Source organism: Wolbachia endosymbiont (group A) of Ischnus inquisitorius (genome assembly GCF_964026985.1).
GTDB classification, from domain to species: domain Bacteria; phylum Pseudomonadota; class Alphaproteobacteria; order Rickettsiales; family Anaplasmataceae; genus Wolbachia; species Wolbachia pipientis.
The window spans coordinates 32,690-58,772 of the sequence record NZ_OZ034715.1 but is presented as its reverse complement, the minus strand read 5'-3'; the positions used below and the strand labels follow the sequence as shown (position 1 = coordinate 58,772).

25 protein-coding genes are annotated in these 26,083 nt (G+C 35.2%); 7 read left to right on the top strand and 18 right to left on the bottom strand.

Annotation, left to right across the window (positions count from 1 at the left end):
* Positions 1–5 precede the first annotated feature (5 nt).
* From murA to acpP, 7 genes are all read right to left on the bottom strand, one after another.
* Positions 6–1,283, bottom strand: a complete 1,278-nt coding sequence (gene murA / locus AAGD90_RS00300; protein ID WP_006279833.1) for a UDP-N-acetylglucosamine 1-carboxyvinyltransferase — start codon at positions 1,281–1,283, stop codon at positions 6–8.
* 155 nt (positions 1,284–1,438) lie between these two features.
* The gene (locus AAGD90_RS00295; RefSeq protein ID WP_341821943.1) at positions 1,439–2,278 is read right to left on the bottom strand and encodes a type II CAAX endopeptidase family protein; all 840 of its coding nucleotides are present in this window, start codon (positions 2,276–2,278) and stop codon (positions 1,439–1,441) included.
* A protein-coding gene (locus AAGD90_RS00290; RefSeq protein WP_341821942.1) for an IS5-like element ISWpi1 family transposase occupies positions 2,271–3,103 on the bottom strand; the annotation gives its coding sequence in 2 pieces (ribosomal slippage) (positions 2,271–2,734 and positions 2,734–3,103; 834 coding nt in all). Before AAGD90_RS00290 ends, AAGD90_RS00295 begins: the two co-directional genes overlap by 8 nt.
* A gap of 58 nt (positions 3,104–3,161) precedes the next feature.
* Positions 3,162–4,112, bottom strand: a complete 951-nt coding sequence (locus AAGD90_RS00285) for an IS481 family transposase (protein ID WP_341810740.1) — start codon at positions 4,110–4,112, stop codon at positions 3,162–3,164.
* A 196-nt stretch (positions 4,113–4,308) separates the two neighbouring features.
* Entirely contained in the window at positions 4,309–4,434 is a 126-nt protein-coding gene (locus tag AAGD90_RS00280; protein WP_255322260.1) for a hypothetical protein, read from the bottom strand.
* Between the two features lie 3 nt (positions 4,435–4,437).
* The gene (gene fabF / locus AAGD90_RS00275; protein ID WP_341821941.1) at positions 4,438–5,709 is read right to left on the bottom strand and encodes a beta-ketoacyl-ACP synthase II; all 1,272 of its coding nucleotides are present in this window, start codon (positions 5,707–5,709) and stop codon (positions 4,438–4,440) included.
* A gap of 13 nt (positions 5,710–5,722) precedes the next feature.
* Positions 5,723–5,983, bottom strand: coding sequence for an acyl carrier protein (acpP, locus tag AAGD90_RS00270; protein WP_006279836.1), 261 nt, complete (start codon positions 5,981–5,983; stop codon positions 5,723–5,725).
* A gap of 145 nt (positions 5,984–6,128) precedes the next feature.
* Here acpP and AAGD90_RS00265 point away from each other — a divergent pair, with 145 nt between their 5' ends.
* Complete coding sequence (locus AAGD90_RS00265; RefSeq protein ID WP_010082029.1) at positions 6,129–7,136, top strand: polyprenyl synthetase family protein; 1,008 nt, start codon at positions 6,129–6,131, stop codon at positions 7,134–7,136.
* The gene (locus AAGD90_RS00260) at positions 7,129–8,070 is read left to right on the top strand and encodes an FKBP-type peptidyl-prolyl cis-trans isomerase (protein ID WP_010963087.1); all 942 of its coding nucleotides are present in this window, start codon (positions 7,129–7,131) and stop codon (positions 8,068–8,070) included. Before AAGD90_RS00265 ends, AAGD90_RS00260 begins: the two co-directional genes overlap by 8 nt.
* A gap of 68 nt (positions 8,071–8,138) precedes the next feature.
* Here the strand turns inward: AAGD90_RS00260 and hslU are convergent, their stop codons facing one another.
* Together hslU and hslV are read right to left on the bottom strand one after the other, a co-directional pair.
* Entirely contained in the window at positions 8,139–9,629 is a 1,491-nt protein-coding gene (gene hslU / locus AAGD90_RS00255) for an ATP-dependent protease ATPase subunit HslU (RefSeq protein WP_006280200.1), read from the bottom strand.
* A 1-nt stretch (position 9,630) separates the two neighbouring features.
* Positions 9,631–10,185 (bottom strand): ATP-dependent protease subunit HslV, encoded by a 555-nt coding sequence (gene hslV, locus AAGD90_RS00250; protein WP_006280198.1) that lies wholly within the window; start codon positions 10,183–10,185, stop codon positions 9,631–9,633.
* A 115-nt stretch (positions 10,186–10,300) separates the two neighbouring features.
* Between hslV and gshA the strand changes: the two genes are divergently transcribed.
* Positions 10,301–11,461: a glutamate--cysteine ligase gene (gshA, locus tag AAGD90_RS00245; protein WP_341821940.1), complete on the top strand. Its 1,161-nt coding sequence runs from the start codon at positions 10,301–10,303 to the stop codon at positions 11,459–11,461.
* Positions 11,462–11,464: 3 nt separating this feature from the next.
* Here the strand turns inward: gshA and AAGD90_RS00240 are convergent, their stop codons facing one another.
* The 3 genes from AAGD90_RS00240 to AAGD90_RS00230 all read right to left on the bottom strand — a co-directional run bounded on the left by AAGD90_RS00240 (position 11,465) and on the right by AAGD90_RS00230 (position 14,110).
* Entirely contained in the window at positions 11,465–12,262 is a 798-nt protein-coding gene (locus tag AAGD90_RS00240; RefSeq protein ID WP_209472377.1) for a hypothetical protein, read from the bottom strand.
* 78 nt (positions 12,263–12,340) lie between these two features.
* Positions 12,341–13,288: a ferrochelatase gene (hemH, locus tag AAGD90_RS00235; RefSeq protein ID WP_341821939.1), complete on the bottom strand. Its 948-nt coding sequence runs from the start codon at positions 13,286–13,288 to the stop codon at positions 12,341–12,343.
* Positions 13,289–14,110 (bottom strand): hypothetical protein, encoded by an 822-nt coding sequence (locus AAGD90_RS00230; RefSeq protein WP_264374062.1) that lies wholly within the window; start codon positions 14,108–14,110, stop codon positions 13,289–13,291. It lies immediately after the preceding gene.
* 113 nt (positions 14,111–14,223) lie between these two features.
* Between AAGD90_RS00230 and ndk the strand changes: the two genes are divergently transcribed.
* Positions 14,224–14,643: a nucleoside-diphosphate kinase gene (gene ndk, locus AAGD90_RS00225; protein ID WP_341821938.1), complete on the top strand. Its 420-nt coding sequence runs from the start codon at positions 14,224–14,226 to the stop codon at positions 14,641–14,643.
* 311 nt (positions 14,644–14,954) lie between these two features.
* Here the strand turns inward: ndk and AAGD90_RS00220 are convergent, their stop codons facing one another.
* A complete protein-coding gene (locus AAGD90_RS00220; protein ID WP_179945710.1) occupies positions 14,955–15,131 on the bottom strand; it encodes a hypothetical protein in 177 nt (58 codons plus the stop codon).
* 609 nt (positions 15,132–15,740) lie between these two features.
* On the opposite strand from AAGD90_RS00220, the gene recR reads away from it, so the two are divergent.
* Both recR and AAGD90_RS00210 read left to right on the top strand, forming a co-directional pair.
* Positions 15,741–16,346 (top strand): recombination mediator RecR, encoded by a 606-nt coding sequence (gene recR / locus AAGD90_RS00215; RefSeq protein WP_341821937.1) that lies wholly within the window; start codon positions 15,741–15,743, stop codon positions 16,344–16,346.
* A 3-nt stretch (positions 16,347–16,349) separates the two neighbouring features.
* Positions 16,350–17,570, top strand: coding sequence for a P-loop NTPase fold protein (locus tag AAGD90_RS00210; RefSeq protein ID WP_213863284.1), 1,221 nt, complete (start codon positions 16,350–16,352; stop codon positions 17,568–17,570).
* A gap of 45 nt (positions 17,571–17,615) precedes the next feature.
* On the opposite strand, the gene AAGD90_RS00205 is transcribed toward AAGD90_RS00210, so the two are convergent.
* Together AAGD90_RS00205 and AAGD90_RS00200 are read right to left on the bottom strand one after the other, a co-directional pair.
* Positions 17,616–18,248, bottom strand: a complete 633-nt coding sequence (locus tag AAGD90_RS00205; protein WP_213863283.1) for a hypothetical protein — start codon at positions 18,246–18,248, stop codon at positions 17,616–17,618.
* A 69-nt stretch (positions 18,249–18,317) separates the two neighbouring features.
* Positions 18,318–19,682 (bottom strand): pyruvate dehydrogenase complex dihydrolipoamide acetyltransferase, encoded by a 1,365-nt coding sequence (locus AAGD90_RS00200; RefSeq protein ID WP_341821936.1) that lies wholly within the window; start codon positions 19,680–19,682, stop codon positions 18,318–18,320.
* Between the two features lie 70 nt (positions 19,683–19,752).
* Here AAGD90_RS00200 and AAGD90_RS00195 point away from each other — a divergent pair, with 70 nt between their 5' ends.
* On the top strand, positions 19,753–20,244 hold the full coding sequence (locus AAGD90_RS00195) for an SH3 domain-containing protein (protein WP_341821935.1): 492 nt from the start codon (positions 19,753–19,755) through the stop codon (positions 20,242–20,244).
* Here AAGD90_RS00195 and AAGD90_RS00190 read toward each other — a convergent pair.
* The 3 genes from AAGD90_RS00190 to AAGD90_RS00180 all read right to left on the bottom strand — a co-directional run bounded on the left by AAGD90_RS00190 (position 20,241) and on the right by AAGD90_RS00180 (position 26,046).
* Positions 20,241–20,726 (bottom strand): hypothetical protein, encoded by a 486-nt coding sequence (locus tag AAGD90_RS00190; protein ID WP_213863282.1) that lies wholly within the window; start codon positions 20,724–20,726, stop codon positions 20,241–20,243. The genes AAGD90_RS00195 and AAGD90_RS00190 overlap by 4 nt on opposite strands.
* 123 nt (positions 20,727–20,849) lie before the next feature.
* Complete coding sequence (locus AAGD90_RS00185; protein WP_341821934.1) at positions 20,850–23,711, bottom strand: hypothetical protein; 2,862 nt, start codon at positions 23,709–23,711, stop codon at positions 20,850–20,852.
* Positions 23,692–26,046, bottom strand: coding sequence for a type VI secretion protein (locus AAGD90_RS00180; RefSeq protein ID WP_341821933.1), 2,355 nt, complete (start codon positions 26,044–26,046; stop codon positions 23,692–23,694). Before AAGD90_RS00180 ends, AAGD90_RS00185 begins: the two co-directional genes overlap by 20 nt.
* Between the last annotated feature and the right edge of the window lie 37 nt (positions 26,047–26,083).

Genomic DNA, 26,083 nt, shown 5'->3' with positions numbered 1-26,083 from the left:
TATCCTCAAGACGAAATGGAGATATCAGCTCCACATGAATTGAGTTTTTCATGCATTGCTTCATATCCTCTCCATAAATGATGTGAATTGTTTATTATAGTTTCTCCACCGGCTACCAAAGAAGCAAGCACCAAGGCTGCTGTTGATCTTAAGTCAGTAGCATATAGATTAGCTCCAGATAAGCTTTTTATTCCACTTATAGTAGCTTTGCTTTTCTCGATGCTGATATTAGCACCTAACTTTCTCAATTCATCTGCATGTGTAAATCTGTTTTCAAAAATGTTCTCTTCAATTACTGATATCCCATCAGCGATGCACATTGCAGACATCAGTTGTGGTTGCATATCACTGGGAAAATTGGGATATGGATCTGTCGCAACGTTAGCAGACTTAATAGAGCCATTTTTTCTGGAAATAACAATGCCTCCATCATACAGTTCAACCATAGCTCCTATAGTCTCCAACTCATTTGTAATACACCTTATATCAGATAGATTTATTCCTTCCAACTCCAACTTACCACCGGTTATTATAGCAGCTAGTGCATAGGTGCCTGCTTCTATGCGATCTGGTATTATTTTATGAACACATCCATTTAGTGCTTCAACTCCTGTTATTATGACCTTTGTATTATCAATTTCAATATCAGCACCCATTTTCTTCAGAAAATCTATTAAATCAAGAACTTCCGGCTCAGTTGCAGCATTGTTTATTGTTGTCACTCCTTCTGCAAATGTTGCTGCCATTATTACATTTTCTGTTGCGCCAACACTTATTTTCTCAAATGTGATTTCTTTTCCTTGTAGCTTTCCTTTCACTGTTGCAATTATATTATAGCCGTCAATTTCAATTTTAGCTCCCATTTCTTCTAATGCTTTAATATGCATATCAACGGGACGCTTTCCAATGTTGCATCCACCAGGAAATGCTGTTCTCGCTTTGCCAAATCTGCTAAGCATTGGACCCAATATTAGAAAAGAAGTTCTTAGCTTACTTGCGGTTTTATATGGCATCACGTGATTGTTGATATTGCTGCAGTCAATTTTCAAAGTATGGTTCGCTTTATAATTTTTATTGTGCATAAAGTTCACTTCTGCTCCAAGACTTTCAAGCAACTTAGACATTAGATGCACATCAATTAAATCAGGTACATTATGCAAAATTACCGGGGAGCTACTTAATAGACTTGCTGCCATTATTGGTAAAACAGCATTTTTTGAGCCATTAATCTTGATTTTTCCGACCAAAGGTTTGTAGTTATTTCTTATTAATATCTTGTGCATTTAATTAGATATAAAGTATAATTCATTAGTTTATTGAAGTCTTACTAAGTATAATAGATTGACCGTAAAAGGCAAAATTTGCTTTTTCTTCCTCATCATCCCAGTGTCATGCTACCTGCATGACACCTGATGCGAATTGCCCCCGAAATTTTATACTATGAATTACTCAAATGACGCTCTCGAGCTTTATCAAACCAAATAACACCAATTGCAACAATGAAATAACCAGCTGCTCCTAATGTAAGGCGAATTACTGCATCGAAAGTTGACAGAGGAGGAGACGGCATTAGAATGCTCAAAACACTATACACAAGATTATTTGTTGCATGAGCAATAGTTACTGGCCAAATCGAGTTGTCTTTTTCAAACAACCAGGTAAACATTATAGACATTGCACAAATATAAAGGGTATAAGCACAAATAGTCGGGAATGTAAAGCCATCCTTCCACAAAGCTGAGCCAGCAACCACATAAGTTGGTATGTGCCATACTGACCAAATAATACCGACAATAATTGCTCTGATATAAAAATTTGATATTTTGCTTTTAAGATTTTTCAAAAGATAGCCACGCCAACCGATCTCTTCACCAAGAGACATAATGATCCACATCACAAAGGTTGATAATAAAACAAATAACATCACTAATGGACTCAAAACTGCACTCAAATCCTTTACACGGTCTAACGTAAAAGACTCTCGGAAAAATGAAAAACCGCAATAAATTGACAAAAGACCATTGGAAATTAGCATACTTACCAGAATAAGTATAAACCCTAATAGACAGTTTTTTGGCGAACTAAGTTTAAAAAGATCCCTTACCTTCTGTTTATTATAAATGGTTAGCAAAATTGCAACTGAAGCCGGAACAAATGTTGTTAATAATGTTATGTCTTTGAAAGGTAAGCACCAAGCTATAATGCACGTCAAAAAATATGTAATTACAACAAATAATGTACAATTAGAGGTTGTCGGGAAACTAGTAAATTCAAGCATATTCCCTCTTTAACATAACCCTACTCATAGCTAGGTATATGAAATTCTCAGTGGATGTTGTGAGTAAATCATACTCCTTCGATAGCCTTCTATTCCTATTAACCCAAGCAAAAGTCCTTTCTACAACCCATCTTCTTGGCTGTACTTTAAACCCTTGTTCTCTTGTTGGTAGTAGCTCAGGTGGCGTATCTTTGTGCACCCAAAATCTACATGGAGGCCTTTTAACAATTTCAATATCTATGTCATATTCTTCCTTTATGTGATTCTTTAAATTTCTTCCTTGGTATCCCATGTCAGCCCACATTTTTTTAACTTTAGTATATTTTGTTCTCATATTGTTTAATGCTATTTTAATACCATCTCTATCATTTTCGTTAGCAGCGCCTACGTAACAACCTAGTATAAAACCCTGAGTGTCTGTAATTATATGCCTTTTTCTACCCTTTACTTTTTTACTTCCATCATAGCCTTTGATCCCCCCTTTTCTGTAGTCTTTACAGATTGACTATCTACTATACAGGCACTCGGCTGCTCATTCCTTCCTATTTTTCTTCTACTATATTTTGTAATTTCATAATTCATTTTCTCAAAAATTCCCTGCTTCTTCCATTGCCTGAACTGCTCATACACAGTCTTCCATAGCGGAAAATCATTTGGTAAATACCGCCATTGACACCCTGTACACAATACATAGAAAATTGCTTCTAATATTTCTTTTTTGCTATACTTTTGCGGCCTTCCTCCTTTCTTGTATGATACTCTGAAGTGTTTTTCTATTCTTGCCCATTCCCTTTCGCTTAGATCTGTTGGATACTTTTTTCTCATCTTTACCCCGTACTAAAATTTCAGATATTATAGCCTTTTACTTGTTTCCGGACAACCTCTAATTGTATGGTCCCAGAGTGTGATGGTGTGGATTTAGTATAAATAATTCTGGAGACTGTGTCCACTGATAACATATAAATTCATAAGGAGTAAGACCCTTAAGAGTTTTGAGTCTCTTTGCATAATTATAAGCCATAACAAAGTTATAAAGGTGTTCTTTAAGTTGCTGGTGCGATTGATAGTAATACTTCTTAACTGTAGCATCCTTTAAAGTTTTATTCATACGCTCGACTTGCCCATTCGTCCAAGGATGGCTAACTTTTGTCAAACGATGTTCAATAACATTCTCTTCGCAAACTCTATCAAATATATGTTGGAAAGCATACTTATGACGCTTCTGGTTTGTAAATTGTATACCGTTATCTGTCAAAATAGTATGGATTTTATACGGTAAAATTCTAATCAAATTACGTAAGAACTCAGCAGCTATGGGTTTTGTAGCACTGTTACACAACTCAACATAGGTAAATTTGGATGTCCTATCAATAGCAACAAACAAATGTAATTTGCCCTCCTCAGTTCTAACTTCAGCAATATCAATATGAAAGTAACCGATAGGATATTGTTTGAATTTCTTTTTTGACTTAACTTCTCCATCAACAGTTGGTAATCTGCTAATGTTGTGTCTTTGTAAACAACGATGCAAGCTAGAGCGAGTCAAATGCGGAATTGTAGACTGCAGAGCGTAAAGGCAATCATCTAGTGGCAGTAGTGTATACTTGCGAAATGTAACTATTATAGCTTCCTCTTCTAGCGTTAAAACAGTTGATCTTGGATGCTTTGGACCCATATCAGCATCTTTCGTAAATGAACGTTTTCTCCACTTAATAATAGTTTTTGGATTAAGGTTATAATGCTTGGAGAGTTTTGCTATGCTCTCTTTTCTATTTTGTATTGCTCTACGAATCGTCTGTGTTGTTTTGGCGCACCCATGTAATATCTGTCCCATAATGACTCCTTAAATGATGATGATAGTATACCATCACTCTCTGGGACCATACATCTAATAGTGGTTAAATTCATGCATACGCCCATCAATTCCTTTTCTGCATTATTGATCTTTATTCATAAATTGTCAATAAAATACTTCTTCAGGGATGAATAGAATATTTTTTCTTTTTGAATTGCTATTGATAGTTTAATTTTTATATGTATTCCCTTTCACAACCGTTTGTCATCCCAGTGTCACGTGCTGGGATGACAGTAGGAGAGCTGCTTGCATGACAAGAGGAGGGTACTGGAATGACAAGAGGAAGACACTGGGGTGACATCAACTAAACTTGTCCAAATATGAGCGATGCATTAGTGCCACCAAAACCAAACGAATTAGAAAGTGCATATTGAATTTTATGCTCCTGAGCTTTAAACGGTACAAAATTTAAATCACATCCTTCTGAAGGCTTGTGTAAATTTAAGGTTGGCGGAATAATTCCATTATTTAACGCAAGAATACTGAATATTGCTTCAACGCTCCCTGCAGCACCAAGTAAATGTCCTATAGAAGATTTAGTTGAAGAAACAGGTATTTTATAAACGTAGTCACCGAATAACTGTTTCATTGCTATTACTTCAATTTTATCTCCAAGTGGCGTTGAAGTTCCATGTGCATTGATATACCCTACTTGATTGGGATTAATTTGTGCGCTCTTTAAAGCAAGCTGCATTGCCTTAAATGCGCCTCTTCCTTCTGGATGTGGTGCTGTAATGTGGTGCGCATCTCCTGTGAGTCCGTACCCAACCAGTTCAGCATGTATTTTTGCCCCCCTTTTTTTCGCATGTTCGTATTCCTCCAGCACCAATATACCTGCTCCTTCACCCATAACAAAACCATCGCGTTCTTCATCCCATGGCCTTGAAGCTTCTTCCGGTTTATCGTTAAATTTAGTTGATAACGCCTTCATAGATGCAAAACCTGCAATTCCAACTCTACACAGTGCACTTTCTGCTCCACCTGCAATCATAACATCCGCTTCACCAAGTTTTATAGTTCTTGCTGAGTTTATGATTGCATGCGCACCTGTTGCACATGCGGTTACTGCTGAATCGTTTGGACCTGTAAATTCGTATTTAATAGAAATATGGCCAGATATCAAATTTATTAGACTTGCAGGGACAAAAAATGGACTGACACGTCTGGGCCCTTTTTCCTGTATGGTAATAACATTTTCCTGAATTGACGGAAGACCACCTATACCAGAGCCAATAGTCACACCAACACGTTCCCGATTGATATTTTGGCTTTCCAAAATTAATGAATCATCTACTGCCTGAATAGCTGCTGCAATACCGTAATGGATAAAACGATCTGTCCTTTTTGAGTCTTTCTCAGAAATATAATCTAGTGGATTGAAATGGTGCTCAATGTTGTCTGATTGCAACGGCACCTGCCCTGCAATTTTGCAAGCAAGATCAGAAGAGTCAAATCTATCCGTATTGATTGCTTTTATGCCAGACTCACTTTTTATTAGCCTTGACCAAGTGTTGTCAACATCTGCCGCTAGTGGAGTGATTAAACCAACACCAGTGACTACTACTCTTCTGCTCATTTAACACCAACTATTAGCCTTTTTTATTATTAATGTACTCAACTATTTGCTCCATAGTTTCCATTTTTTGTGCGTCTTCATCTGGAATTTCTATTCCAAACTCTTCTTCTGCTGCCATGATGATTTCAACTGCATCTAAGCTGTCTGTACCATGCTCCGAAAGCTTTGAAGAGCTGTTGAATTTCTCTACATCCTTACTAATATGCTCTAGTATAATCTTTTTCACTTTTTCTTCTATGTCTTCTCTAGTGCTCTTTGCTAGTTCGCTATTCACATTTCTTACCAAAAAAATAACCTATTCTTTGATGTTATAAAAAATTTTTATGTTTGCAATATCTTTTATAACTGGTAAACTACAGTAAAGTTTTCTACTGCCCTAGCTGGCTAGCGTTACGTGCTAAACAATTAACAATTCAAAAATGCTAGACGAAACAACAAAAAATTTGCTTATTGTAGAAGTAAATAAACTCTTACCCGAAAATAGCGAGAATAAGCTTATATCAGCTATGCGTTATATACTCCTTGCTCCTGCAAAACATATACGCTCCTTTTTAGTCGTAGCTTCATCGCGAGTGTTTAACGCGGAAGCTAAAAAAGTAATATCAGTTGCTGCAGCAATTGAATTTGTTCATGCTTACTCTCTAATTCACGATGATTTACCGTGCATGGACAACAGTGATACTCGCAGAAGCCAGCTAAGCTGCCATAAAAAATTTGATGAAGCAACAGCAGTGCTTGCCGGAGATGCACTACTTACTCTGGCTTTTGAGGTATTATCTTCGTTAAATGAGAAACGCTGTGAGATCATAAAAGTTCTTTCTCAGGCAATAGGAATTAGGGGAATGGTGGGAGGACAGGCTTTAGATATTAACAGTGAGCATATAGATTTTAGCCCCCAACCCTCTGTCATTCAAGTAGCGGACACTGGGATCCAGAAGGCTTTGCCTACAAGCATTTCATGCAAAAAGCCATGCGATAGTGGAGCTGAACATGAAATGGATTCCAGTGTCAGCTACTTGCATGACACCCTTTCTACCTTAAAACTACAACATTCGTACGGCTGTATGTATGACGCTGGAATGACGTCGGGCCAAGCTGATAAAATAAAAGAAATTCATTTGATGAAAACCGCAAAACTATTTGCAGCTTCATGTGAAATAGGTGCTATAATAGGGGGTGCTACAGACAAGCAACGTAAAGCGTTATATAACTATGGAATAAATCTAGGGCTTATCTTTCAAGCTAAGGATGATATTGAAGACTACGAACAAGATAAAACAAATAATCTTATGTCTGTGCTTGGTAAAAGTGAAGTAGAGGACTATATAGACGGCCTCTTTAAACAAGGCTTGGATAATTTGAGTGCGCTTTCAGGGGATACTAATTATTTATATGATTTATTGAATCAAGTAAAGAAAGATGGTTAGAAAAATTATATTACAAATGCTTATTTCCGTAGTAATGATTCTCACTTTAACTTCTGCTTTTGTGTTTACTATTGTCTATATAAACAAAGGTAAACCGGAAAAAAAGGACAAGCTTTATGAGATAAATGCCACGCATGGTGGTTTGATACAGACGATAGCACATTACCTAGTGAAGCCAATACTTGAATCAGCACTTGACCGCTATATTGAAAAGCATGGGCTGACAGAATATTTAGAAGAAATAACGCAGCAAAAGGAAGAAGATTCAATAAATTTTTATGAAATTACTGAAGGCAGTGGCAGCAAGGCTTTTTGTGGCCTGGAAGTCCTATTGCAAATATATAAAATTTCTAATAATAACTCAGCAACACTCCCTAGCAAAGTTTCTGATGTTACTTTGAAAATAGGTCAAGATGACCTAAAAGAAGTGAGTTTAGGGGTAATAGGTATGAAAGAAGGCGGAGAGCGTGTAGTTACTATTGCCAATGAGAACAAAATGAATTTTAATTCTTATTACGTCAAACTGATCGAAGTAAAGGATAAATATCCCGACTCAGTAAATAATCTGATGGTTTTTAATGACTTAATTAACAAGACTGGAAAACAAGTAAGGTGCGGTGATGAGATATCGGTTAAATATAGCGTAAAGGAGCATAATGGGGAATATATAGTCAAAGATCAAACAGTGCAATTTAGGGTTGGCGATAAAAAAATACCACTTGCTATAGAGCTTGGAGTTGTGGGAATGAGAGCTGGTAATAAAAGAACTATTCTTTCTCCGCCTGACCTTTTGACTATTACTGACGATATGTTAATAAAAGACATAGATTATGATGAAGAAAATATCTCAATAATTGACTTAAGCTTAGATGTTAAGCAAGAGGTCGCAGCACACCATTCTACTGTTGAAAAACAGCCTAAAGAATATAGCTGAAATTTTAGGTCTACTGGCTAATCTTCTGAACACTCTCTATACTACTTAAAGTAGGCTTTTCGTTTTTCCTAAAGTATAAACTTAGATAAATCAAGCTGCTTCGAAATTGACTCAAGTTTATCTTTTACATACTTGCTGTCTATAATGAATTTTTCGCTATTTTTCTCAGAAGCAATGAAACTTATTTCATCTAAAAGCTTCTCCATGACAGTGTGAAGCCTTCTTGCGCCTATATTTTCCACTTGCCTATTAACTGTAAACGCTATTTCAGCTATGGTTTTTATACCATCATCAGTGAACTCAAGTGTCACATTTTCTGTTTTCATTAAAGCTATGTACTGCTTTAACAAACTAGATTCTGGTTCCTTTAATATTCTTATTAAATCCTCTTGAGTAAGTGCCTTAAGTTCTACCCTGATCGGTAATCTGCCCTGCAATTCCGGTAAGAGGTCAGATGGTTTAGACTGATGAAAAGCACCAGATGCAATAAATAATATATAGTCTGTTTTTACATGGCCATACTTAGTTGTAACAGTTGTTCCTTCAAGTAATGGTAACAGATCGCGTTGCACTCCTTCTCTGTTTACTTCACCTTTTACTTCTGTACGCGCTGCAATTTTGTCTATTTCATCCAAAAATACTATACCGTCATTACTAACAAGATCAATGGCTTCTTTGATTATCTTATCTTCATCCATTAGCCTTTCACTTTCTTCATTAATTAATATTTCACGCGCTTCTTTTACCTTCACCGTAATAGTTTTTGTTTTTTTGCTCCCGTTAAACATCTTGCCCATTATTTCTGTTACATTCATCACACCAACTTGCCCACCTGGCATGCCTGGTATATCGAAAGTAGGTAACATACTCTTGCTCTCTCTGACGTTAATAGAAACTTCTCCGTCCTCAAACTCTTTATTCCTCAACCTTTCTCTAAAAATTTTTTTACTCTCTTCGGTTGCATTTTCGCCTACCATAGAGTTTACTATTGTTTTCTCAGCTAAAATTAAAGCCTTTTTAGCTAAGGCTTTACGGGCTTTCTCTTTAACTAAAACTATTGCTGCATCAACTAAATCGCGTATTATCGAATCAACGTCACGTCCAACGTACCCTATTTCAGTAAACTTCGTTGCCTCAATTTTTATGAACGGTGCACCGGCAAGTTTTGCTAAGCGACGAGCTATTTCAGTTTTACCAACCCCTGTATGACCGATCATCAATATATTCTTAGGTATGATTTCATCACGCAATGGAAATGGAACCTGATTGCGACGCCAACGATTTCTGAGCGCAATAGCAACAGCACGCTTTGCATCATCCTGTCCGATTATGAATCTGTCCAATTCTTTAACTATCTTCTGTGGTGGCAGGTCATCTAACAAAACTTGAGTGCTGTCATTAACTTGAACATCGCTGTCATTTGAATCAAAACCACTCTTAGTATCTTTATAGAGGTTATCTTTTTCATCGTAGGTGTCACTACTACAAGACCGCCCTTCTGAAAGGGTTATGGGCTGATTGGAAAAATTGGTGCATAAAGTTTTTTGCTTGGAAGACATATCACTCCTCTATCTTTTCAATAACTACATTATGATTTGTATAAACACATATATCGCCAGCTATCTTCATAGCCTTTTTCGCAATTTCCTCTATTGATATTCCTTTAATGTCAATTAAAGCTCTTGCTGCAGATAGAGCAAAATTTCCCCCAGAGCCAATAGCTGCGACTCCATCTTCAGGTTCAAGAACATCACCTGTTCCCGTAATTACTAATGAAATAGATTTATCTGCAACGATCATCATAGCTTCTAATTTCCTCAGATATTTATCCATTCTCCAGTCTTTTGCAAGTTCAACACATGCTCTCATTAATTGCCCTGGGTGCTTGTCAAGTTTAGATTCTAATCTTTCAAAAAGAGTAAATGCGTCGGCTGTTGCCCCGGCAAATCCAGCAATTACGGAATCACCAGAAAGACGCCTAACTTTTTTTGCTCCAGATTTTATAACAGTGTGGCCCAGTGAAACTTGTCCGTCACCTATTACTACTACACTTTTATCTTTTCTAATTGATAATATAGTAGTGCCATACATTTTATTGTTATCGTGTTGAATCATTTTTCTATCACTTTAAATAAGAATCTCATTATACTTTAATCTTTAGTCAAATTTACTAAATATGTTCAACTATAGCTTATAATATAATACCTTCCTTATAACATTTAAAGTGCAGATGCAAAACATAATTCACCCAGATTTGGAAAAAAGTATAAATAATTGGTTCGAAGCAAAATTTAATGGCCTTACATCGCCATTTTATAGCTCTATAGATCTTAGAAACTCTGGCTATAAAATCGTTCCAGTAGACGCTAATTTATTTCCTGCGGGGTTCAATAACTTAAGTGAAGAATCAAGAACAATGGCAGCAAGATTGATAAAAAGCTACTTTAAAAGACATCAATACAAAAAGGTTCTTATAATACCGGAAAATTATACACGCAATAAAATGTATATAGAAAACGTATTTGTTATAGAGAAAGTACTACAACTCGCAGGTTTTGAAACTAGAATTGGCCTTTTACATAATGAAGTATACAATTTAATAGAACAGTATGAAACTGTTGTGAAAGAAAACTCTCTGCTAAAGACAACTTCAGGATTTGTGCCTGATGTTATTATACTGAACCGTGATATGACGAGCCACATTCCAGACACGCTAAAAGACGTAAAGCAAGATATAGTACCAAGCCCACTATACGGTTGGCATAGCAGACAGAAATTTAAGTATTTTGAAATCTATCAAGAATTAGCGTCTGAGTTTTGTAGCGAATTTAAAATGGACCCATGGCTAATTTCTGTGCTTACAGAAAGCTGTGATGGAGTCGATTTTGATGATGATTCATCACTAAAAGCAATAGCGGCTAAAGTTGACCAAATATTATCTCTAGTGCAAAAAAAATACGAAGAATATAAAATAAAAACACAACCTTACGTTTTTATCAAAGCAAGCAATGGCACATATGGGATGGGCATTATAACAGCAACAAGTGGAGAGGAAATATTAAACCTCAATAAAAAAAAGCGTCATAAAATGAAAAAGATAAAAGAAGGAATAGCAATCAATAGCGTTATTATACAAGAAGGTGTACCAACCATTGACATGTTTAAAAGCAGTTCTGCAGAACCGCTAATATACTATATAGGAGATACTTCAACATGTTACTTATACCGATGTAATAGCAGAAAAGATGTATATTCTAGCTTGAATGCCACTGACTGTGAGTTTCATGATGTTAGCCAGGTTGTGGAAGGTAAAATTCTATCACTTTGGAGTATTGTTAGCAAATTAGCAGTACTAGCGTTGGCAGTAGAAATAAAATCTTTTCATCCCTAATTCTTATACCTCTACAGTGCTGTCATTAGAATGACCGTTTATATTATGAACATCATCAAGTTCAGTGGAAGGATCATCATTGACAGGTTGATTAAACAACTTATCAAGTTGAACTGCAAGAAATACTGCACTATATATTATGCTGACTGTTACGCTTAAGTTGAAATTATAGATTATACCACTACCCAAGTTTATTGGTATAGTTGGAGTTTCTATCCTTCTTAATATGAAGTTTAATAAACCTAACGACAAAGTTAATGTGCTGATAATAAGGTCCTTCTTACACTTAGCAGACTTTTCAGGATCCTTATTATCCAGATATTTCTTGCATGTATAATAATAGCTTATAGGTTCTGAAATGAACAAAAATAGGATCGTTGATGTTGAACTAATATAACTTGTTACATCTGCATTACCTCTAGCCAAAAAATGGATGACTTTCAACATCATCAATGCTTCTATGGTGCTGCTTGCAAGGTTAGCCGATTTACCCAAAATTTTTGCTAATTCTTTTTTACCCTTAGGGTCTTTATAATCTTTTACCAAATCCCGTAAGATAAATGCAGAATGGGCAATGTATAGGGTAGATGTCGGAAATTTCACCCATCGGGCAACATTCTTTATAAAGGAGATATTGGATCTATTATTGTCAATGAACTCGCAGCAAAATTGCAGTGAAATCTTACACAATAGGGCTGTTAAACCTGTTGTGATGCAGATTACCTTTCTGATATCATGATTATAAGCATCATGTACCTTTTGTGCGGGCGTGTTAGATTTCTTTTTTAGCTTGTTTAGCATAAAATAGTTAATAAAATAATAACTTTCTGTTATTCTATCACATAAAATCCTAAAAGAAAAGCCCTATGAATCAGGACTTTAAGGGAGATTTATGCACAAATCGGCTAAGCATTTTATAAACAAGGGATCGGTACTGAGAGTTGGCACACGAAAGTAATATCCATCCTTGATAATTGCTTTATATTCTATATCAAGTTCAACTAGAGTTTCTGAATGCTCAGAAACAAAAGATATAGGTGATAGAACTACAGGTACACCATCAGCTTTTGCGCGTAATAGCTCACTTTCAGTGCTTGGCTCTAGCCATTTTACAGGACCAATCTTACTCTGATAACATATTGACCAATCTAAGTTATTGATAGCTAACTTTTCTACTATTAACTCTACGCTTCTTTCTACCTGTGAAGCGTAAGGGTCGCCCTTTTTAATGATACTAAGAGGTAAGCTATGGGCTGAAAATAGGACTCTTGGTTTACCGATTTTGCTAGCCAATTTATAGTACTTAGCTATCAGATTAGCGTGAGCTTCAATAAAATCTTGGTTATCATAATAACGGTGAATCATTTTTGTATTGCATTTTAGGCCATACCGTTTAGCATTTTTTTGCCAATTCTCGATGGATGACAGAGTTGTGGTAGTTGAATATTTTGGATACAGTGGCAGCAGAATTACTTCGTCAGGATCAAACTGTTTTACACTTTCAATAACTTCGTCAGCAAATGGACGCCAATAGCGCATGCAGATGAATACCTTGTGTACATGGTTTCTATTTTCGTTTAATTTTAGTTCTAAAGCATTAGCTTGCATTTTTGTATTCTCTAGAATTGGCGATTTACCTCCAATTTCCTCGTATATTTTTCGTGCAGTATTTTCTCGTTTCGCAGATATAAACTTTGCTAAAAGAAACCGAAAGGGATTCGGTAGATTGATTATTCTCCTGTCATAAAAAAGGTTGAATAAAAAAGGACGGACCGCATTTAGTGAATCAGGCCCGCCAAGATTAAATAAGATAACTGCCTTTTTCACCTACGCACTACTACAACAAGTTACTTCTGGGGTGCCTATAAAATTAGCTACACACTCATCAAATTTAGTTATAGGCACTAAATTTCTTACACTGGCATACAATAAGTGGCCTGATCTCTTCAGGTTACTCTTGGTGGATGTGAAGTTCCAATCGAAAAATGTATCGACAAAAAGACTTGGTACCGTTTCAAGAAGTTCAACAGCAGCTAAAGATAGCATTATATAACTTTGCAGGACCTTCAAAAGAACCTTTAGAGGGAAAAGTAAAACTTTAACGAAAAGAGAGGTGCTACTCGTTTCATCCGGTGGTTGCTCTGAGTTAGGCGAATTATACTCGATGTGTTTTCTACTTTTATCGAAAATAGGGTAGATTATAGTATCTTTCTCAAATTCCTTATTCACTGTTTCTTTTGGGCAACCTGTTTGTTTTTCTAATAATTTTTCACGTAGATTAAAAGTTCTGACAATAAAACATGTGGCAATCATTAAGACAGCACAAGCAAGTGCACATTGTAAAAGACTTAAACCACCTACTATAGCCGGCAGTGCAAAACAAACAAGCGGTGCTATGATTATCATTTCAAGCAATGGAATAGTATTCCTTTTCATTGCAAAGGCAGCACCTTTTTTTAATTCTGTATTATGATGTGAACTATATTCCAAATAACTTAAAAAGGCCAAATTAAAAGTTAAAAATCCTTTTGTTCCACAAAAAAGTGATGACTTAAAGTTACTTACTAATTTTTTAGTAGTAGATTTAGCTTGTTTTTTAGTGGTAGGCTCAGCTTGTTTAGTAGTGTTATTTTTACAACATTCACCCATACAATACCTCCTTGATGGTTTATTCTTAACTATAAATAAAAAACTACTTTTATCAAATCAAAATTTGCAATAAAATGAATCCATAAATATACAATCTTATATAAGGAAATAATATGGCAATTGAGAAGACACTTTCAATCTTAAAACCTGATGCAGTAAAAAATAATATTACAGGCAATATAAATTCCTACATCGAACAATCTGGGCTGAAAATCACAGCACAAAAAATGATGTTACTAACAAAAAAACAAGCAGAGCTGTTTTATGAAATTCATAAAGATAGGCCTTTTTTTGGGGAATTAGTAGAGTTTATGACCTCTGGTTCTGTGGTAGTTCAAGTTTTAGTTGGTGAAAATGCAGTAAGTAAATACAGACAAATCATGGGAGCTACCAATCCAAAGCAGGCAGATAAAGACACAATCAGGGGTGATTTTGCTGATGATATTAGTGAAAATAGAGTCCACGGCTCGGATAGTCTAGAAAATGCTCGTAAGGAGATAGCTTTCTTTTTTGCTGAATGTGAGTTGGTGTAGTTAACTCAGATTGGCGTCATCCAAGTAGCTGACAACATAGAAACGAAAAAACTTACTTGGCACCCTTCGCCAGCGCCCTTATCATGATAGTGAAGCTATTGTATTTGCTTTCGCCAATCTGCAGATTAAAAGGTAAGGATTACTTAATGTATCGGCGTCTTATGTTCAATTTTTTGCAGTATATAGATACTGTATGTCTTTACAAAACTTCATCTACATCTAGATTTTTATCTAAATAAGCTGAACGCGCTTATAAAGCGTTACAAGACATCAAAAAATGCCAATACTCGACAGAGATAGTAAAAGACTAGCTAACTCGGGGATTCTTTGTCTTTTTTTCTGCTTAGTAAATTTCTTAAACATTTGCAGCGTAGGTTAGTTGCAATTAAAAGCGGCTGAATCTCGCTTGTCAAGCGTTTAAAACATAAAAAACGCCAATATTTTAAAGCGGATAATAACCCCAGGGCTTCTTTTGCCTTTTTTTTCATTTGGTAAATTTCTTAATATTTATAGCTAAAGTAATTTAAAAGTCCGTGAAGGGTGTCATGCCAGTGCTTGACACTGGCATCCAGTTTTCCATATAATCTCATCAAAAATGTTTATTTTCTAGCTACTTTTATACTTATCAACCCAGTATGCTTACTTACAATTAAAATTTCTGGATCCCAGTGTCTGGGCACTGGGATGACAGCTAGCCTGACAACCGTCATCCCGCTACGTGTTAGCGGCTAAGAGATACCGCGAATGAATCGCGGTATGACGGTTCGCGGCAGTATGACGTAGAGCTCACGTTAGCTATACTTTTATGCTTACAAACTTAATAAAATTCCTGGATCCCAGTGTCTGGGCACTGGGATGACAAAAAAGGAGGCACTAGGATGACAAAGGAGAGCTACTCGGATGATACCTTTTTTCTACTTAGTTTGGATTATGCAAGAAGTCTATTATAATCAGGCTTTAAGTGTGCGGAAGTAATTTTTTGCGTTAGAGTAAAAAATTTTTTCTATAGCTAATCAAAGTGGGATCAAGAGAAACTTACCACTTTCTTTACAAAGGGTTTGATGTTACCATTTGACTGCCTATTCTGAATTTATTGAATGAACGTTAACATAAAGAATCTAGTTCATGCTTTCTCTAAATTGCCAAGTTTAGGGCCATCATCATCACGCAGGTTAGTTATACATTTACTCCAAAACAAAGAAAAAGTTATGCTACCGCTTGCATCTTTGATTAAAGAGCTAGCAGATCTTATAATAGAGTGTGAAGTTTGCGGAAATCTAGATACTAAGTCACCTTGTTCTATTTGTACTAACCCAAAACGTGACACTAAGTTACTGTGTGTAGTAGAAGAATTGGGTGATCTATGGGCGTTTGAAAAAGGAAATATATATTCAGGTTTATACCATGTTTTGGGTGGCAGATTGTCTGCGATAAATGGCATAGGTCCAAAAGAACTCAACCTTGATACTATTCTGGAAAGAGTGACAAAATCTAAAGTTGAAGAGATAATTATTGCAATTAATCCGACATTAGAGGGTCAAGTTACTGCACAATATATAATTGAATTGCTAAAAAATTTGGATGTGAAAATATCACGTCTTGCTTGCGGCATACCAATGGGCGGAGAAATTGACTATCTTGATGAAGGAACGCTGAGGATAGCACTTACTTCAAGACAAGAATATGAGTTAAATATAAAATAAGACATGTGCTTAAAAAAACTTATATCGCTAATAACATTCAAAAAGAAAGGAATAGCGCCACCACTTAAAGTGGTGGCTTGGAAAAATGACCGCCTAAACTATAAGCAATTTACGAATAAGTTCAGCACTATAGTAAAAACGATTGATCAGTCTTTTACAATAATATCTTTGGAAGGATATAGTGGATGGGGCAAGACGTTTTTTTTGAAAGAATGGGTAAAAGAGTTAAAACAGCAAAATGAAATTGCAGCTTATTATAGCGCATGGGATATCAATGCATTGGACCAACCACTTCCTTCTTTTTTAAATTTTCTATTTGAAGATTTATTTGCATCGTATGAAGTAAAAAGAAGCGTTATACAACAGTTCAAGAACATAAACCAAGAGCTATTTTCTCTAAACACACTAGGAAAGCTGATCAGTAAATCTCCACTTGCTATGCTTTCAGTATTTCTTGATGCTGCAAAAGAGGCTGATAAAAAAGACATAGGTTTTGTCTTGAGTGAATTAAGTCTTCTCCAAAGAAGAAAAGAGAGTACTAGAGATTTTAAAACACAGTTAGCGGATGTGGTTAATAAAATCAGAAAAGACAAAAACATTTATATAATGGTGGATAATCTTGATGTGTGCCGTCCTAAATTCGTTGTCGATTTTTTGGAATCTATAAAGTATATGCTTGATGTGGAGGGGCTGGTTTTCATTATTCCTGTAAGTAAAGATAAGAGTAATGTACAAAGAGCAATCAGCACAATACTTGGACCAAATTTTGACCTAAAATCTTTTACTGATCTCTCTTTACATTTGCCAAAACAACCGATAGAAAAATTTACAAAAGAACTATTTGAAAATATTAAATTACCGAAAAAATCAAAAAGTTTAATTATAGATAGTTTTATATTTTATGCAGAAAGTCTATTGCTATCGCTGAAAACAATAGAATACTGCGTGAAAAAAATAAAACTATGTCTTCTGAATTATATAAAGGAAGAATTACCTGATCCGAATTTGTTTTCATTTTTGGTAATACTGCAATCGATAAATATTGATATATATGAGGAATTAGGTTTTTCATATCAAACAGCATTGGAAAAAATTGAAAGTGAATATAAATCTTTAGTTCTAAATGGTCAAGAAGAATGGGAAAAACTTAAAACCTCTCTAGAAACTGCTTTTGCAGAGAAGGAGTCAAAAATTAACAAAGCTATAAAGGACATAATATTTTAAAAAGATACCCTACCTTTGCATATACAAGGATAGGGTAACATTTGATTAACGCCCTTTTACTATGTCACTACCTTGTTCAAACTTTCTGATTAATTCGCTTACATTGACATTAGATAATTTTTTGCCTGCAGATTTGTCATTATGTGAAGCATCAGGTTTATGAAGGTCCTCCTTACTGTTACTCCTAGTAATATTACATCTAACAATGTTTGAATTATTAGACTTATCGCTTATATCTGAAATATTACTTTTTTCACTGTACGAAGACGAGTTGCTCGACATATTGTCTAAACTAAAACGCTTTTTACCTTGATAGATTGGATTCCAATCAAGAGGATTATAAGCTTTAGCTTTTTTATCAAGAGTACTGCTACTAACATCACTGATACCACTATCCCCTGAATCACGGCGTTGTTTGTTAGGAGTGCTATGAATGTTGTCTTCCATGAGTTTTTGCATTGTTGAGCCAAATGTTCTTCCAAGATTGCTACTTACTGTTTTATTACTATCATTTGCTTGGGAATGAGATGCATTTCGCTCAAAAATCGCTTTTATTCCAGCAAATTTAGCTTGGGAAGATTTCGGAGGAACAGGTGGGGCAACCATGCCTTTTGAGTTAATCTTTCCTTCATTTTTAGGAAAAATTTTTGAATTATTTTTTTCTACTGTAGTATTCATTTTTTTACCTCTAAGCCTATTAACTAGTAGAATTATAAACTTAGAGGTATTAATTTTGTAATAACGATGCTAATAAGTTACCGCAGTTTCAATAAACATCACCAGAGGATTCTCTATATAATGCTTAAAGGCATTTAAAAACTTTGCTCCGAGTGCCCCATCAACTGCTCTATGGTCAACAGAGAGCGTTACTGTCATTATTTCTGCTATTTCTATTTTCTCATTCATAACAATTGGTTGTTTTTTAGATGCACCAACTGCCATAATGCAAGATTGCGGCGGATTGATTATAGCACTGAAGGCTTTTATACCAAACATCCCTAAGTTGGAGATAGTAAACCCTCCTCCTTGAAACTCTTCAGGTTTCAATTTTCCAGATCTTGCTCTGCTTACTAAATCTTTCACTTCTTTTGATATAGATAAAATACCCTTTTTATCAGCATTTTTTACTATAGGAGTAATTAGCCCATCTTCAAGTGCCACAGCGATTGAAATATCTATATTTGAATATCTCAGTATTTTATTATCTATCCACGAAGAATTTATATCAGGAAATTTCTTCATGCTGAAAGCTGCAGCTTTTATGATTAGATCATTAATTGTTACTTTATTGTTTTCATCTGCTGAGTTAATCTCGTTTTTTAACGATATTAACTTATCAACCTGGCAGTCTACAGTTAAATAAAAATGTGGAACATTCTGTTTTGATTCAGTCAGGCGCTGTGCTATCACTTGGCGCATGTTGCTTACTTCAACTATGGTATCTTTCTCAGGACTTTCAGTATGTATACCACTGCCTAAAAACTCCAACACATCAGCCTTAATTATGCGACCATATGGTCCTGTACCTTTTAATTGCTGCACATTAACCCCTTCATTTTGAGCTATTTTCTTAGCTAATGGGCTTATTTTTGTTCTACCTTCTGCATAACCCTCTGTCATCTGAGTAGCTGACACTGGGATCCATTCTTCTTTTCTAGATCCCAGTGTCAAGCACTGGGATGACATTGAGGGGTTGGATTCCAGCGTCACGCGCTGGAATGACACCGAAGAATGACTTATTGGCTTTCCGTTTAAATCTTGGTGTTCTAATTTTTGATTATCAACAGCACTTTTTGTCACTTCCTTTTTAACTGCACTATTGATGGAAGTTGAAGTATAGTTGTTAAGTGCACTTTCATCTTCTCCTTCTTCCAGCATTAAAGCTATTGGTTGATTTACAGGCACGCCACTTGTTCCTTCTGTTACTAAAATTTTTGCTAAAACTCCTTCATCTATAGATTCAAACTCCATTATGGCTTTATCAGTCTCTATCTCAGCAATTACGTCGCCTACTTCAACTTTGTCTTGTTCTTTTTTATGCCACTTTACAATTTTTCCTCCAGTTTTGCTCATTGTCGGTGAAAGAGCAGGCATTAATATTTCTATAGGCATTGATTTTGCATTTAAAGATCTATTCAATTTTTAATTTACTCTTTATCTTATGTCAACCTAATCGTGAATTATGATGAATAAGTCTGTTACACTATCCCTCACGTTATCCCAGTGCGTGACACTGGGATCTTGGTTCAGTACTATTATCCTATTGTTTTTATTATTTAGCCATAGCTTGTTTGCTAATAACTTTGTTTCAACCAAATCAAATAAGATCAACATGAGAACGGGGCCAGGGTTTCACTATCCTGTAAAATGGATATACACTTGCAAAAATCTGCCCCTGAAAGTGATAGAAGAGTTTGAGAGTTGGAAAAAGGTCTGCGATATAGATGAAGACTGCGGATGGATAAAAGGCAATCTTCTTAGTGATAAGCGCTACGCGATTGTAAAAGAAGATACTTATGGATATCAAAAACAGAGTGTAGACAGCAAGATTACTATGAAAATAGACAAGTTTGTTGTGATGAAGATAGAAAAATGCAACGAAGAATGGTGCCTTCTTTCCACCCCAAAACGCAAAGCATGGGTACAAAAAAAACATATATATGGGGTTGATTAGGTTGACAAAAGATCTAAATTAACACTAGTTTCTGGGCCTTCTGTAGCATGCTCTTCAGATGAAGCAGAGGGTTCTTGAGGCTCTGGAGACTGTACAGGGCTATCACAGAAACTCCTTAACATCTCCTCAGCGGATGAATCTAAAATTTGTACAATAGACTTTTCACTCTGCTCTTTTAGCGATTGATCCACTCTAGAAATCAACTCAGAAAACTCGCTACCTGATTTTTCAGCTTCACTTTTTATTTTACTTTCTATGCTTGCAATATTACCTTGGTCAATTTCTTCTTTTGTTATGTTGAATGACTTTGCAACATCTTGATATCCAATCTTGCAATTTCCACAACCAATTATGCAAAAAGTAATAGAATCAGATATTTCGCTTGCAGCCCAATTATGTATAGTGTAAGCCAAATAATTGTCATGGTATTTAATGCTAAATTGTTGTTCTATTAACTCAGAAATTTTATTCTTTAGAGACATAAAGCACCCTCCTCTTACATTCGTTATACCTTTTTGTTAAGATACAGCAATTACACCATTTACTACATGCTTTACTTTAATTAATTATTAAAACAAGAGCATCATTTCCAGAGCTATATCTTTTTACCTTGATAATTCTTTTTTGACTTCCTCTTTAATTATCCCACTTATATTCACGTTAAGATCCCCTACCCAAAAATCAGTCATAGTTTCAAGATCGTATAGATCCTCTATTACTTTTTTAATAGCAGCATTTATTTCTTCTTCGTCAAATTCCTTTATAATAGGTCTAATCCTCACATACCCTGGAGAGCCTTTACCATAAATTCCTTTGCTTTTATTAATGCAGCCACCTGCACCAGATCTACTGCTTCTCAAACCACTTCCACACTCTACTGTTTCATACTTGATTTCACCATTTTCTATACATGCTATTTGATTGTCTTGTGTAGACTTCAGTTTATCTGCCTTTACAATTTTCTCCTCTAGCTTTAAATCTTGCTTATGAATTACTGTTTCCTCATAACCCTTACCACCGTATGTTCTATACTCACCTCCACCTGCAACAGTAATCAGTTGCTGGCAATGTTGCTTCTGCGAATTGCACATTTCTATGAAAACAGGTCCCCCGTCCTTATCTGAGAAGTTACTTTCCTGGTTACCCCCTCCCTCTGTGACTTGCACCTTAATTATAGGATAATTAGGATCGATTTTCAGTTTAGCTTTAATATAATCTCCTGGCATCCCTACTCTGCTTTCAGTAGAATGGCATTTTTGATTGTCACAGCCACTACCTTGTATATGACCTGCTTCACCACTTCCCCACGCTTCTATTTTAATACGATCAAATTTTATTGATAAGTCATCTGTATAAACATCTTTATTTTTATGATCATAGGATTTTTCATTATTTTTTTCAAGATCTGGTTTCTTATTTTTCAGATGTTCCTTGATTATCTCTTTTAATTTTTCTTTTAATTTCTTTTTGAGACCTTCTAAATCGAACCTACACAATTTATCAGCGTAAAAAACCTCTGTTCTGTTTGCTTTAATCAGTTGATCTTTTAATTGTGTACACTTTCGTACTTCATTTTTTTCATCTCTTAATACTTTACCATCCTTATCTTTACAATCCACTTCCTCATACCTTAAGTAGAATGGCTTATCATCTTCATTTTTATTCAAATATTGTTTTGAACGGCTACACTTTCCATCAAAGCAGATGCAACCATCATCACCTTGCTCACATCCTTCTTTATGCTCTACATCCGTCAATTTGTATACTACTTTCAGTCCTTCACCAGATTTTAATTTTTCGTCTATTTTGCTATCTTTCTTCACACAATAACTGCATTCTTCCTTCTTCTGCTCATTTTCATCAGGGAAGAAAACATACTCTTGCTTATTAAATATTATTTTATCCAACCTCTCTTGAGTTTCTTTCAAAGGATAAACTATTTCCTTGCTTGGAAGATAATAGAACTGATTTGATTCCTTGGAGTAAACAGCATTGTATTTAGTATATCTTGTTCCCATTAATTTTAGTGGTATTATTTTATTTTCTCTTTTAAGAACAAACTCCTCTGGTTCTGGCTGCCATCCAGAAAGACAAAGCATTTTACTGTTAGAATTTCCTTTATACTTTACTTCTATTTCCGGCTGCCCAGAGTTATTAAATTCACATTGAATAGATTTGTCTTTTAACTTTTTCTCAAAATCATTAAAATTATAAAAACTTCCGCCTTTAGAACATTTAATTTGCACATCAGGAACATAGCCATATTCTTTCAGAACTTTAAATTGTTGCGGATTACTTTCTAATATACCTTCTATAATATTATCAATATTACTATCAGTTGTTTTTGCTACTATTGCTGGTTTTACTACTTTTAAAGATAGGGGGCCAATGTTTATAGGATGGTTGAGGTCAGTATTAACATTAAAAGTACAGGAACCATTACTATAGGTTCCATGTGCTTTAGCACAAGTGCTCTCACTCATCTTCATTTCTACTTTCAATGTATTTGCATTTACTATCTCCACTATCTCAGGTTCTGGAGCAGGTGGTGCAGGAAAACAGCGGATGAACTGTGGATTGTTTTCATCTATACTTTGAGTTCCAAGGTATTCAGCGCAGAGCTTATCTTTTTCTCTATAAGTTTTGAAGTAGTACGTGATGCCATCTTTGTCTAAAATAGAGCGCCACTCAGCTTTATTTTCTCCATACCCTTTAGGGAAATCTAATTTTTCTCCAATCTCTCCGTCTCTTCCTTTCAGATCACCAATGATTACCTTAACCTTAGGATTAAAGTAATCATTGTCTTTATCTGTTATAGGAACAATTCTAACTTGTGGAAGCGACATTGCAAGTTGTTCACAAAATGGAGGGGGGCCAGGTGCAAGTGGAACAGGAGCACATTTTACTGCCGTTTGGTAGCAGGTATCACAGACTTTTTCCATCTCCCCAGGACGGAAAATATTCTCACCCGAAAATACTCTAGAACCCCATGAAGAAATTCCTGACATACAAGCCCCTTTTTGACTGCAAGCACATATTTTAGGAGAGTTAGCGAATCTTCTTTTTTCCTCATCAGTAACACCGTCTGCCCATTCCCATTTAAGACCCCGAGCAATTTCTCCTCCAGCTTTTGTTTTATCTCCTTCCCAGTCGATAAAAGCTGCAGCAGAAACTCCAGCTCCTGTACCTTGCGTTCCATATATCTGGCGGCAGGATTCCCCACTTTGTAAGTCATAACAATAACTTTGTCCATCATAAGCACATACTCTAATTTTGGGATTAAAGTAACCATCAACTCCTTGATCTTTTATTGCTTGCACCTTAATTTCCTTTACCCAATCTCCACCAACTATTGCTTCCCACCAAGTATTACTTTCTACAAATGTTGGACAATCAGCATATCCTTGATACGAAAGACCAAGTATCAAAAAAAATATCAATAAGAAATTAAGCCTTACACTTCTCATAAAATACCGGTAACCACTCATTAACTTCTTCTCCTTTTTCTTTTATTGCCTCATACATATACTTTATAGTCTCTTTGTTAGCTGAAAGTACATGTATTTCTTGCATATCCTTCAAATCCAGATTTAAGGTTACTAATCCTTTGTACTGTTTTATCAAAAATAAACCTTCCTGTGTTGGCGTCTGCAGAATTATATTCAGCTCCTCTTTCGACAGAGAAAATGCCTTCATGTATAATCTATTTGCATTGACGTTCGGCATCAAGATTCTTGTATCAACATGTTTATCTAAATATTGAGTAAATTTGCTAGCAAATGCGAGATTTAAATTCTCAGTACTTAGGATTACTACAACATTTAGTTCCGTCATTCTTTGCATCCAGTTATCAAACTCTTTCTCTGTAGGAAAAATATTACTTATCTCCCATGCTTCATCCAAAACAAGTATTGCAGGCGAGCCATCACATTTTGCCTCAAAAGAATATAAAAAATAGTAAAGTATCACGGACATACATTCCTTTTGTTTTGTAAGGTTTGCGGTGTTGAGAGATATAATTTTTGTTTCCCAGTCAATATCTGATTCATCACCATCTTGAAATAAGTAAGCAAAGTCACCATCGTCACACCATCTACTTATCTTACCCCCAAGGAGCAAGAGCACCTCAGAAATTTGTGAAATAGAACGTGATTCCTTGGGTATAGCAAATATAGAATCCACAATTTTTCTTATCTTTTCTTCTACGTCCACCAAGCTCGTATCGGCTACCATTCTTCTGATCAGTTCAACCAACATATTGCGATTGGAAGCACTATCTTCAATGTTTAGTGGATTAAATTTTAGGCTTTTGTCCTTATATTTTGGATCGATTATGTAATATTTACCACTCACTGCTTTAGTAAAAATTATTGATTTTCCAGTGTTATCCAATATGACAATTCTTGGGTTAAACTTTCTTGATTCTGATAATAGAAAATTAATGAGTGAAGTTCTGCCTGAATTTGGAGCTCCGAGTATCGTAGTATGGCCATTATTTCTTTTTCCATGAAAATTAAAGAAGTAAGGATTTCCTTTTTTTGAGAAAAAAATCATTACCGCTTCTTTCCACCTTCTTCCTTTTAATGTACCTGACGTAAAATCGTGCAGCATAGCAAAGCTGCAAGCGTATTTTGTTAAGATATTTTTCGGTTGCGTAATAAAAGCAAAATTGCCTGGAAGTTGTGCCCAAAAATGACTTTCCATATGTAAATCAGTTCTAAACATCATGAAGCCAACTAATGACATTATAGAAGATAAATCACTAATACTTTCAGCTAACTTATTCCTATCATCTGCAAATATTGTAAAAATAATTTTCTGTTGGCAGAAGTCTATACTAGAGGTCTTTTCAAGCTCTATTATTTCTTCAATTCCTGAGCTTTTAAGTAAGGTATTATCCTCACTAATTTGCAGCATGTTGATTTGTTTTTTAAATTCTTTTATTGCTTTGTTATTACTAGTAAATATCATTATTTCTGTAATGATAAATTCAGATTCAAGCTGCAAGCATCTATCTATATTACCTAAGGAGATTTCCCGGTATTCTTTTATGCTGAAAATAGAGCCAAATTTCTGTTGATTTTCAAATATTGTTTGAAACGTATTGAAACCAAAAGCTATTTTAAAATTTCTAATATATTGCGACAGGTCCCTTTCATGTATTGGATAATCTTTGTGCGTTAATGTAACAATATAGTGGAGAAATTCTATCATTTCAGAATATATTTTACCTTCACTAAACCTTAGACTCAGTTTTTTAGCTCCAAAAGGTCCTAAATCATCTTGAATTACGTCAGTTATCTTTTGCAACTCCTGATGGCTTTCTTGTAAAGACAACTTATGCTTATTCTTTATTCTATTGAAAAAAAACGAATTATTAGTATGCTTGCCAAAATCGCTAAACAATATTACAATGTATAGTTCATTTATATACTGTAATTTACTATCAGTTAGTTTATTAAACCACGTTGAATGTAGGTTGTCAGAGAAGTCTTCAGTTTTATTCCATTTCAAGCTCAGTTTATTGCGCTTTCTAACGGTATGAATCCAAACGGTAAAACACAGGCTATTAATATTTTTTGATATGCTTTTTCTAATTTCAGTTCTGAGGTCGCTGTAGTTATCAACAGAAGAATAATCTTCTAACTTGATTATTTTTAACAATTCTCCCTGTTTTGTTAGTATGGTTTCTTCATCGTAATGACAAGCATAAGGAACAAAATCTAAATCAATGCTTTCTAGTAATGCTAAGTTGTTCTTTTTTTTAAGCTTAGAGTTAACTGTTGGTACTTTTAACTGCATATGCGTATTCAATAAAGATAATTAAAAAAGATAAAAA

What these genes read in the sequence shown, in the direction of transcription:
- murA (WP_006279833.1), bottom strand. Translation starts at nt 1,283, where the DNA reads ATGCACAAGATATTAATAAGAAATAACTACAAACCTTTGGTCGGAAAA.
- AAGD90_RS00295 (WP_341821943.1), bottom strand. Translation starts at nt 2,278, where the DNA reads ATGCTTGAATTTACTAGTTTCCCGACAACCTCTAATTGTACATTATTT.
- AAGD90_RS00285 (WP_341810740.1), bottom strand. Translation starts at nt 4,112, where the DNA reads ATGGGACAGATATTACATGGGTGCGCCAAAACAACACAGACGATTCGT.
- AAGD90_RS00280 (WP_255322260.1), bottom strand. Translation starts at nt 4,434, where the DNA reads ATGTCACCCCAGTGTCTTCCTCTTGTCATTCCAGTACCCTCCTCTTGT.
- fabF (WP_341821941.1), bottom strand. Translation starts at nt 5,709, where the DNA reads ATGAGCAGAAGAGTAGTAGTCACTGGTGTTGGTTTAATCACTCCACTA.
- AAGD90_RS00265 (WP_010082029.1), top strand. Translation starts at nt 6,129, where the DNA reads ATGCTAGACGAAACAACAAAAAATTTGCTTATTGTAGAAGTAAATAAA.
- AAGD90_RS00260 (WP_010963087.1), top strand. Translation starts at nt 7,129, where the DNA reads ATGGTTAGAAAAATTATATTACAAATGCTTATTTCCGTAGTAATGATT.
- hslU (WP_006280200.1), bottom strand. Translation starts at nt 9,629, where the DNA reads ATGTCTTCCAAGCAAAAAACTTTATGCACCAATTTTTCCAATCAGCCC.
- hslV (WP_006280198.1), bottom strand. Translation starts at nt 10,185, where the DNA reads ATGATTCAACACGATAACAATAAAATGTATGGCACTACTATATTATCA.
- gshA (WP_341821940.1), top strand. Translation starts at nt 10,301, where the DNA reads ATGCAAAACATAATTCACCCAGATTTGGAAAAAAGTATAAATAATTGG.
- AAGD90_RS00240 (WP_209472377.1), bottom strand. Translation starts at nt 12,262, where the DNA reads ATGCTAAACAAGCTAAAAAAGAAATCTAACACGCCCGCACAAAAGGTA.
- AAGD90_RS00230 (WP_264374062.1), bottom strand. Translation starts at nt 14,110, where the DNA reads ATGGGTGAATGTTGTAAAAATAACACTACTAAACAAGCTGAGCCTACC.
- ndk (WP_341821938.1), top strand. Translation starts at nt 14,224, where the DNA reads ATGGCAATTGAGAAGACACTTTCAATCTTAAAACCTGATGCAGTAAAA.
- AAGD90_RS00220 (WP_179945710.1), bottom strand. Translation starts at nt 15,131, where the DNA reads ATGAAAAAAAAGGCAAAAGAAGCCCTGGGGTTATTATCCGCTTTAAAA.
- recR (WP_341821937.1), top strand. Translation starts at nt 15,741, where the DNA reads ATGAACGTTAACATAAAGAATCTAGTTCATGCTTTCTCTAAATTGCCA.
- AAGD90_RS00210 (WP_213863284.1), top strand. Translation starts at nt 16,350, where the DNA reads ATGTGCTTAAAAAAACTTATATCGCTAATAACATTCAAAAAGAAAGGA.
- AAGD90_RS00205 (WP_213863283.1), bottom strand. Translation starts at nt 18,248, where the DNA reads ATGAATACTACAGTAGAAAAAAATAATTCAAAAATTTTTCCTAAAAAT.
- AAGD90_RS00200 (WP_341821936.1), bottom strand. Translation starts at nt 19,682, where the DNA reads ATGCCTATAGAAATATTAATGCCTGCTCTTTCACCGACAATGAGCAAA.
- AAGD90_RS00195 (WP_341821935.1), top strand. Translation starts at nt 19,753, where the DNA reads ATGATGAATAAGTCTGTTACACTATCCCTCACGTTATCCCAGTGCGTG.
- AAGD90_RS00190 (WP_213863282.1), bottom strand. Translation starts at nt 20,726, where the DNA reads ATGTCTCTAAAGAATAAAATTTCTGAGTTAATAGAACAACAATTTAGC.
- AAGD90_RS00185 (WP_341821934.1), bottom strand. Translation starts at nt 23,711, where the DNA reads ATGAGAAGTGTAAGGCTTAATTTCTTATTGATATTTTTTTTGATACTT.
- AAGD90_RS00180 (WP_341821933.1), bottom strand. Translation starts at nt 26,046, where the DNA reads ATGCAGTTAAAAGTACCAACAGTTAACTCTAAGCTTAAAAAAAAGAAC.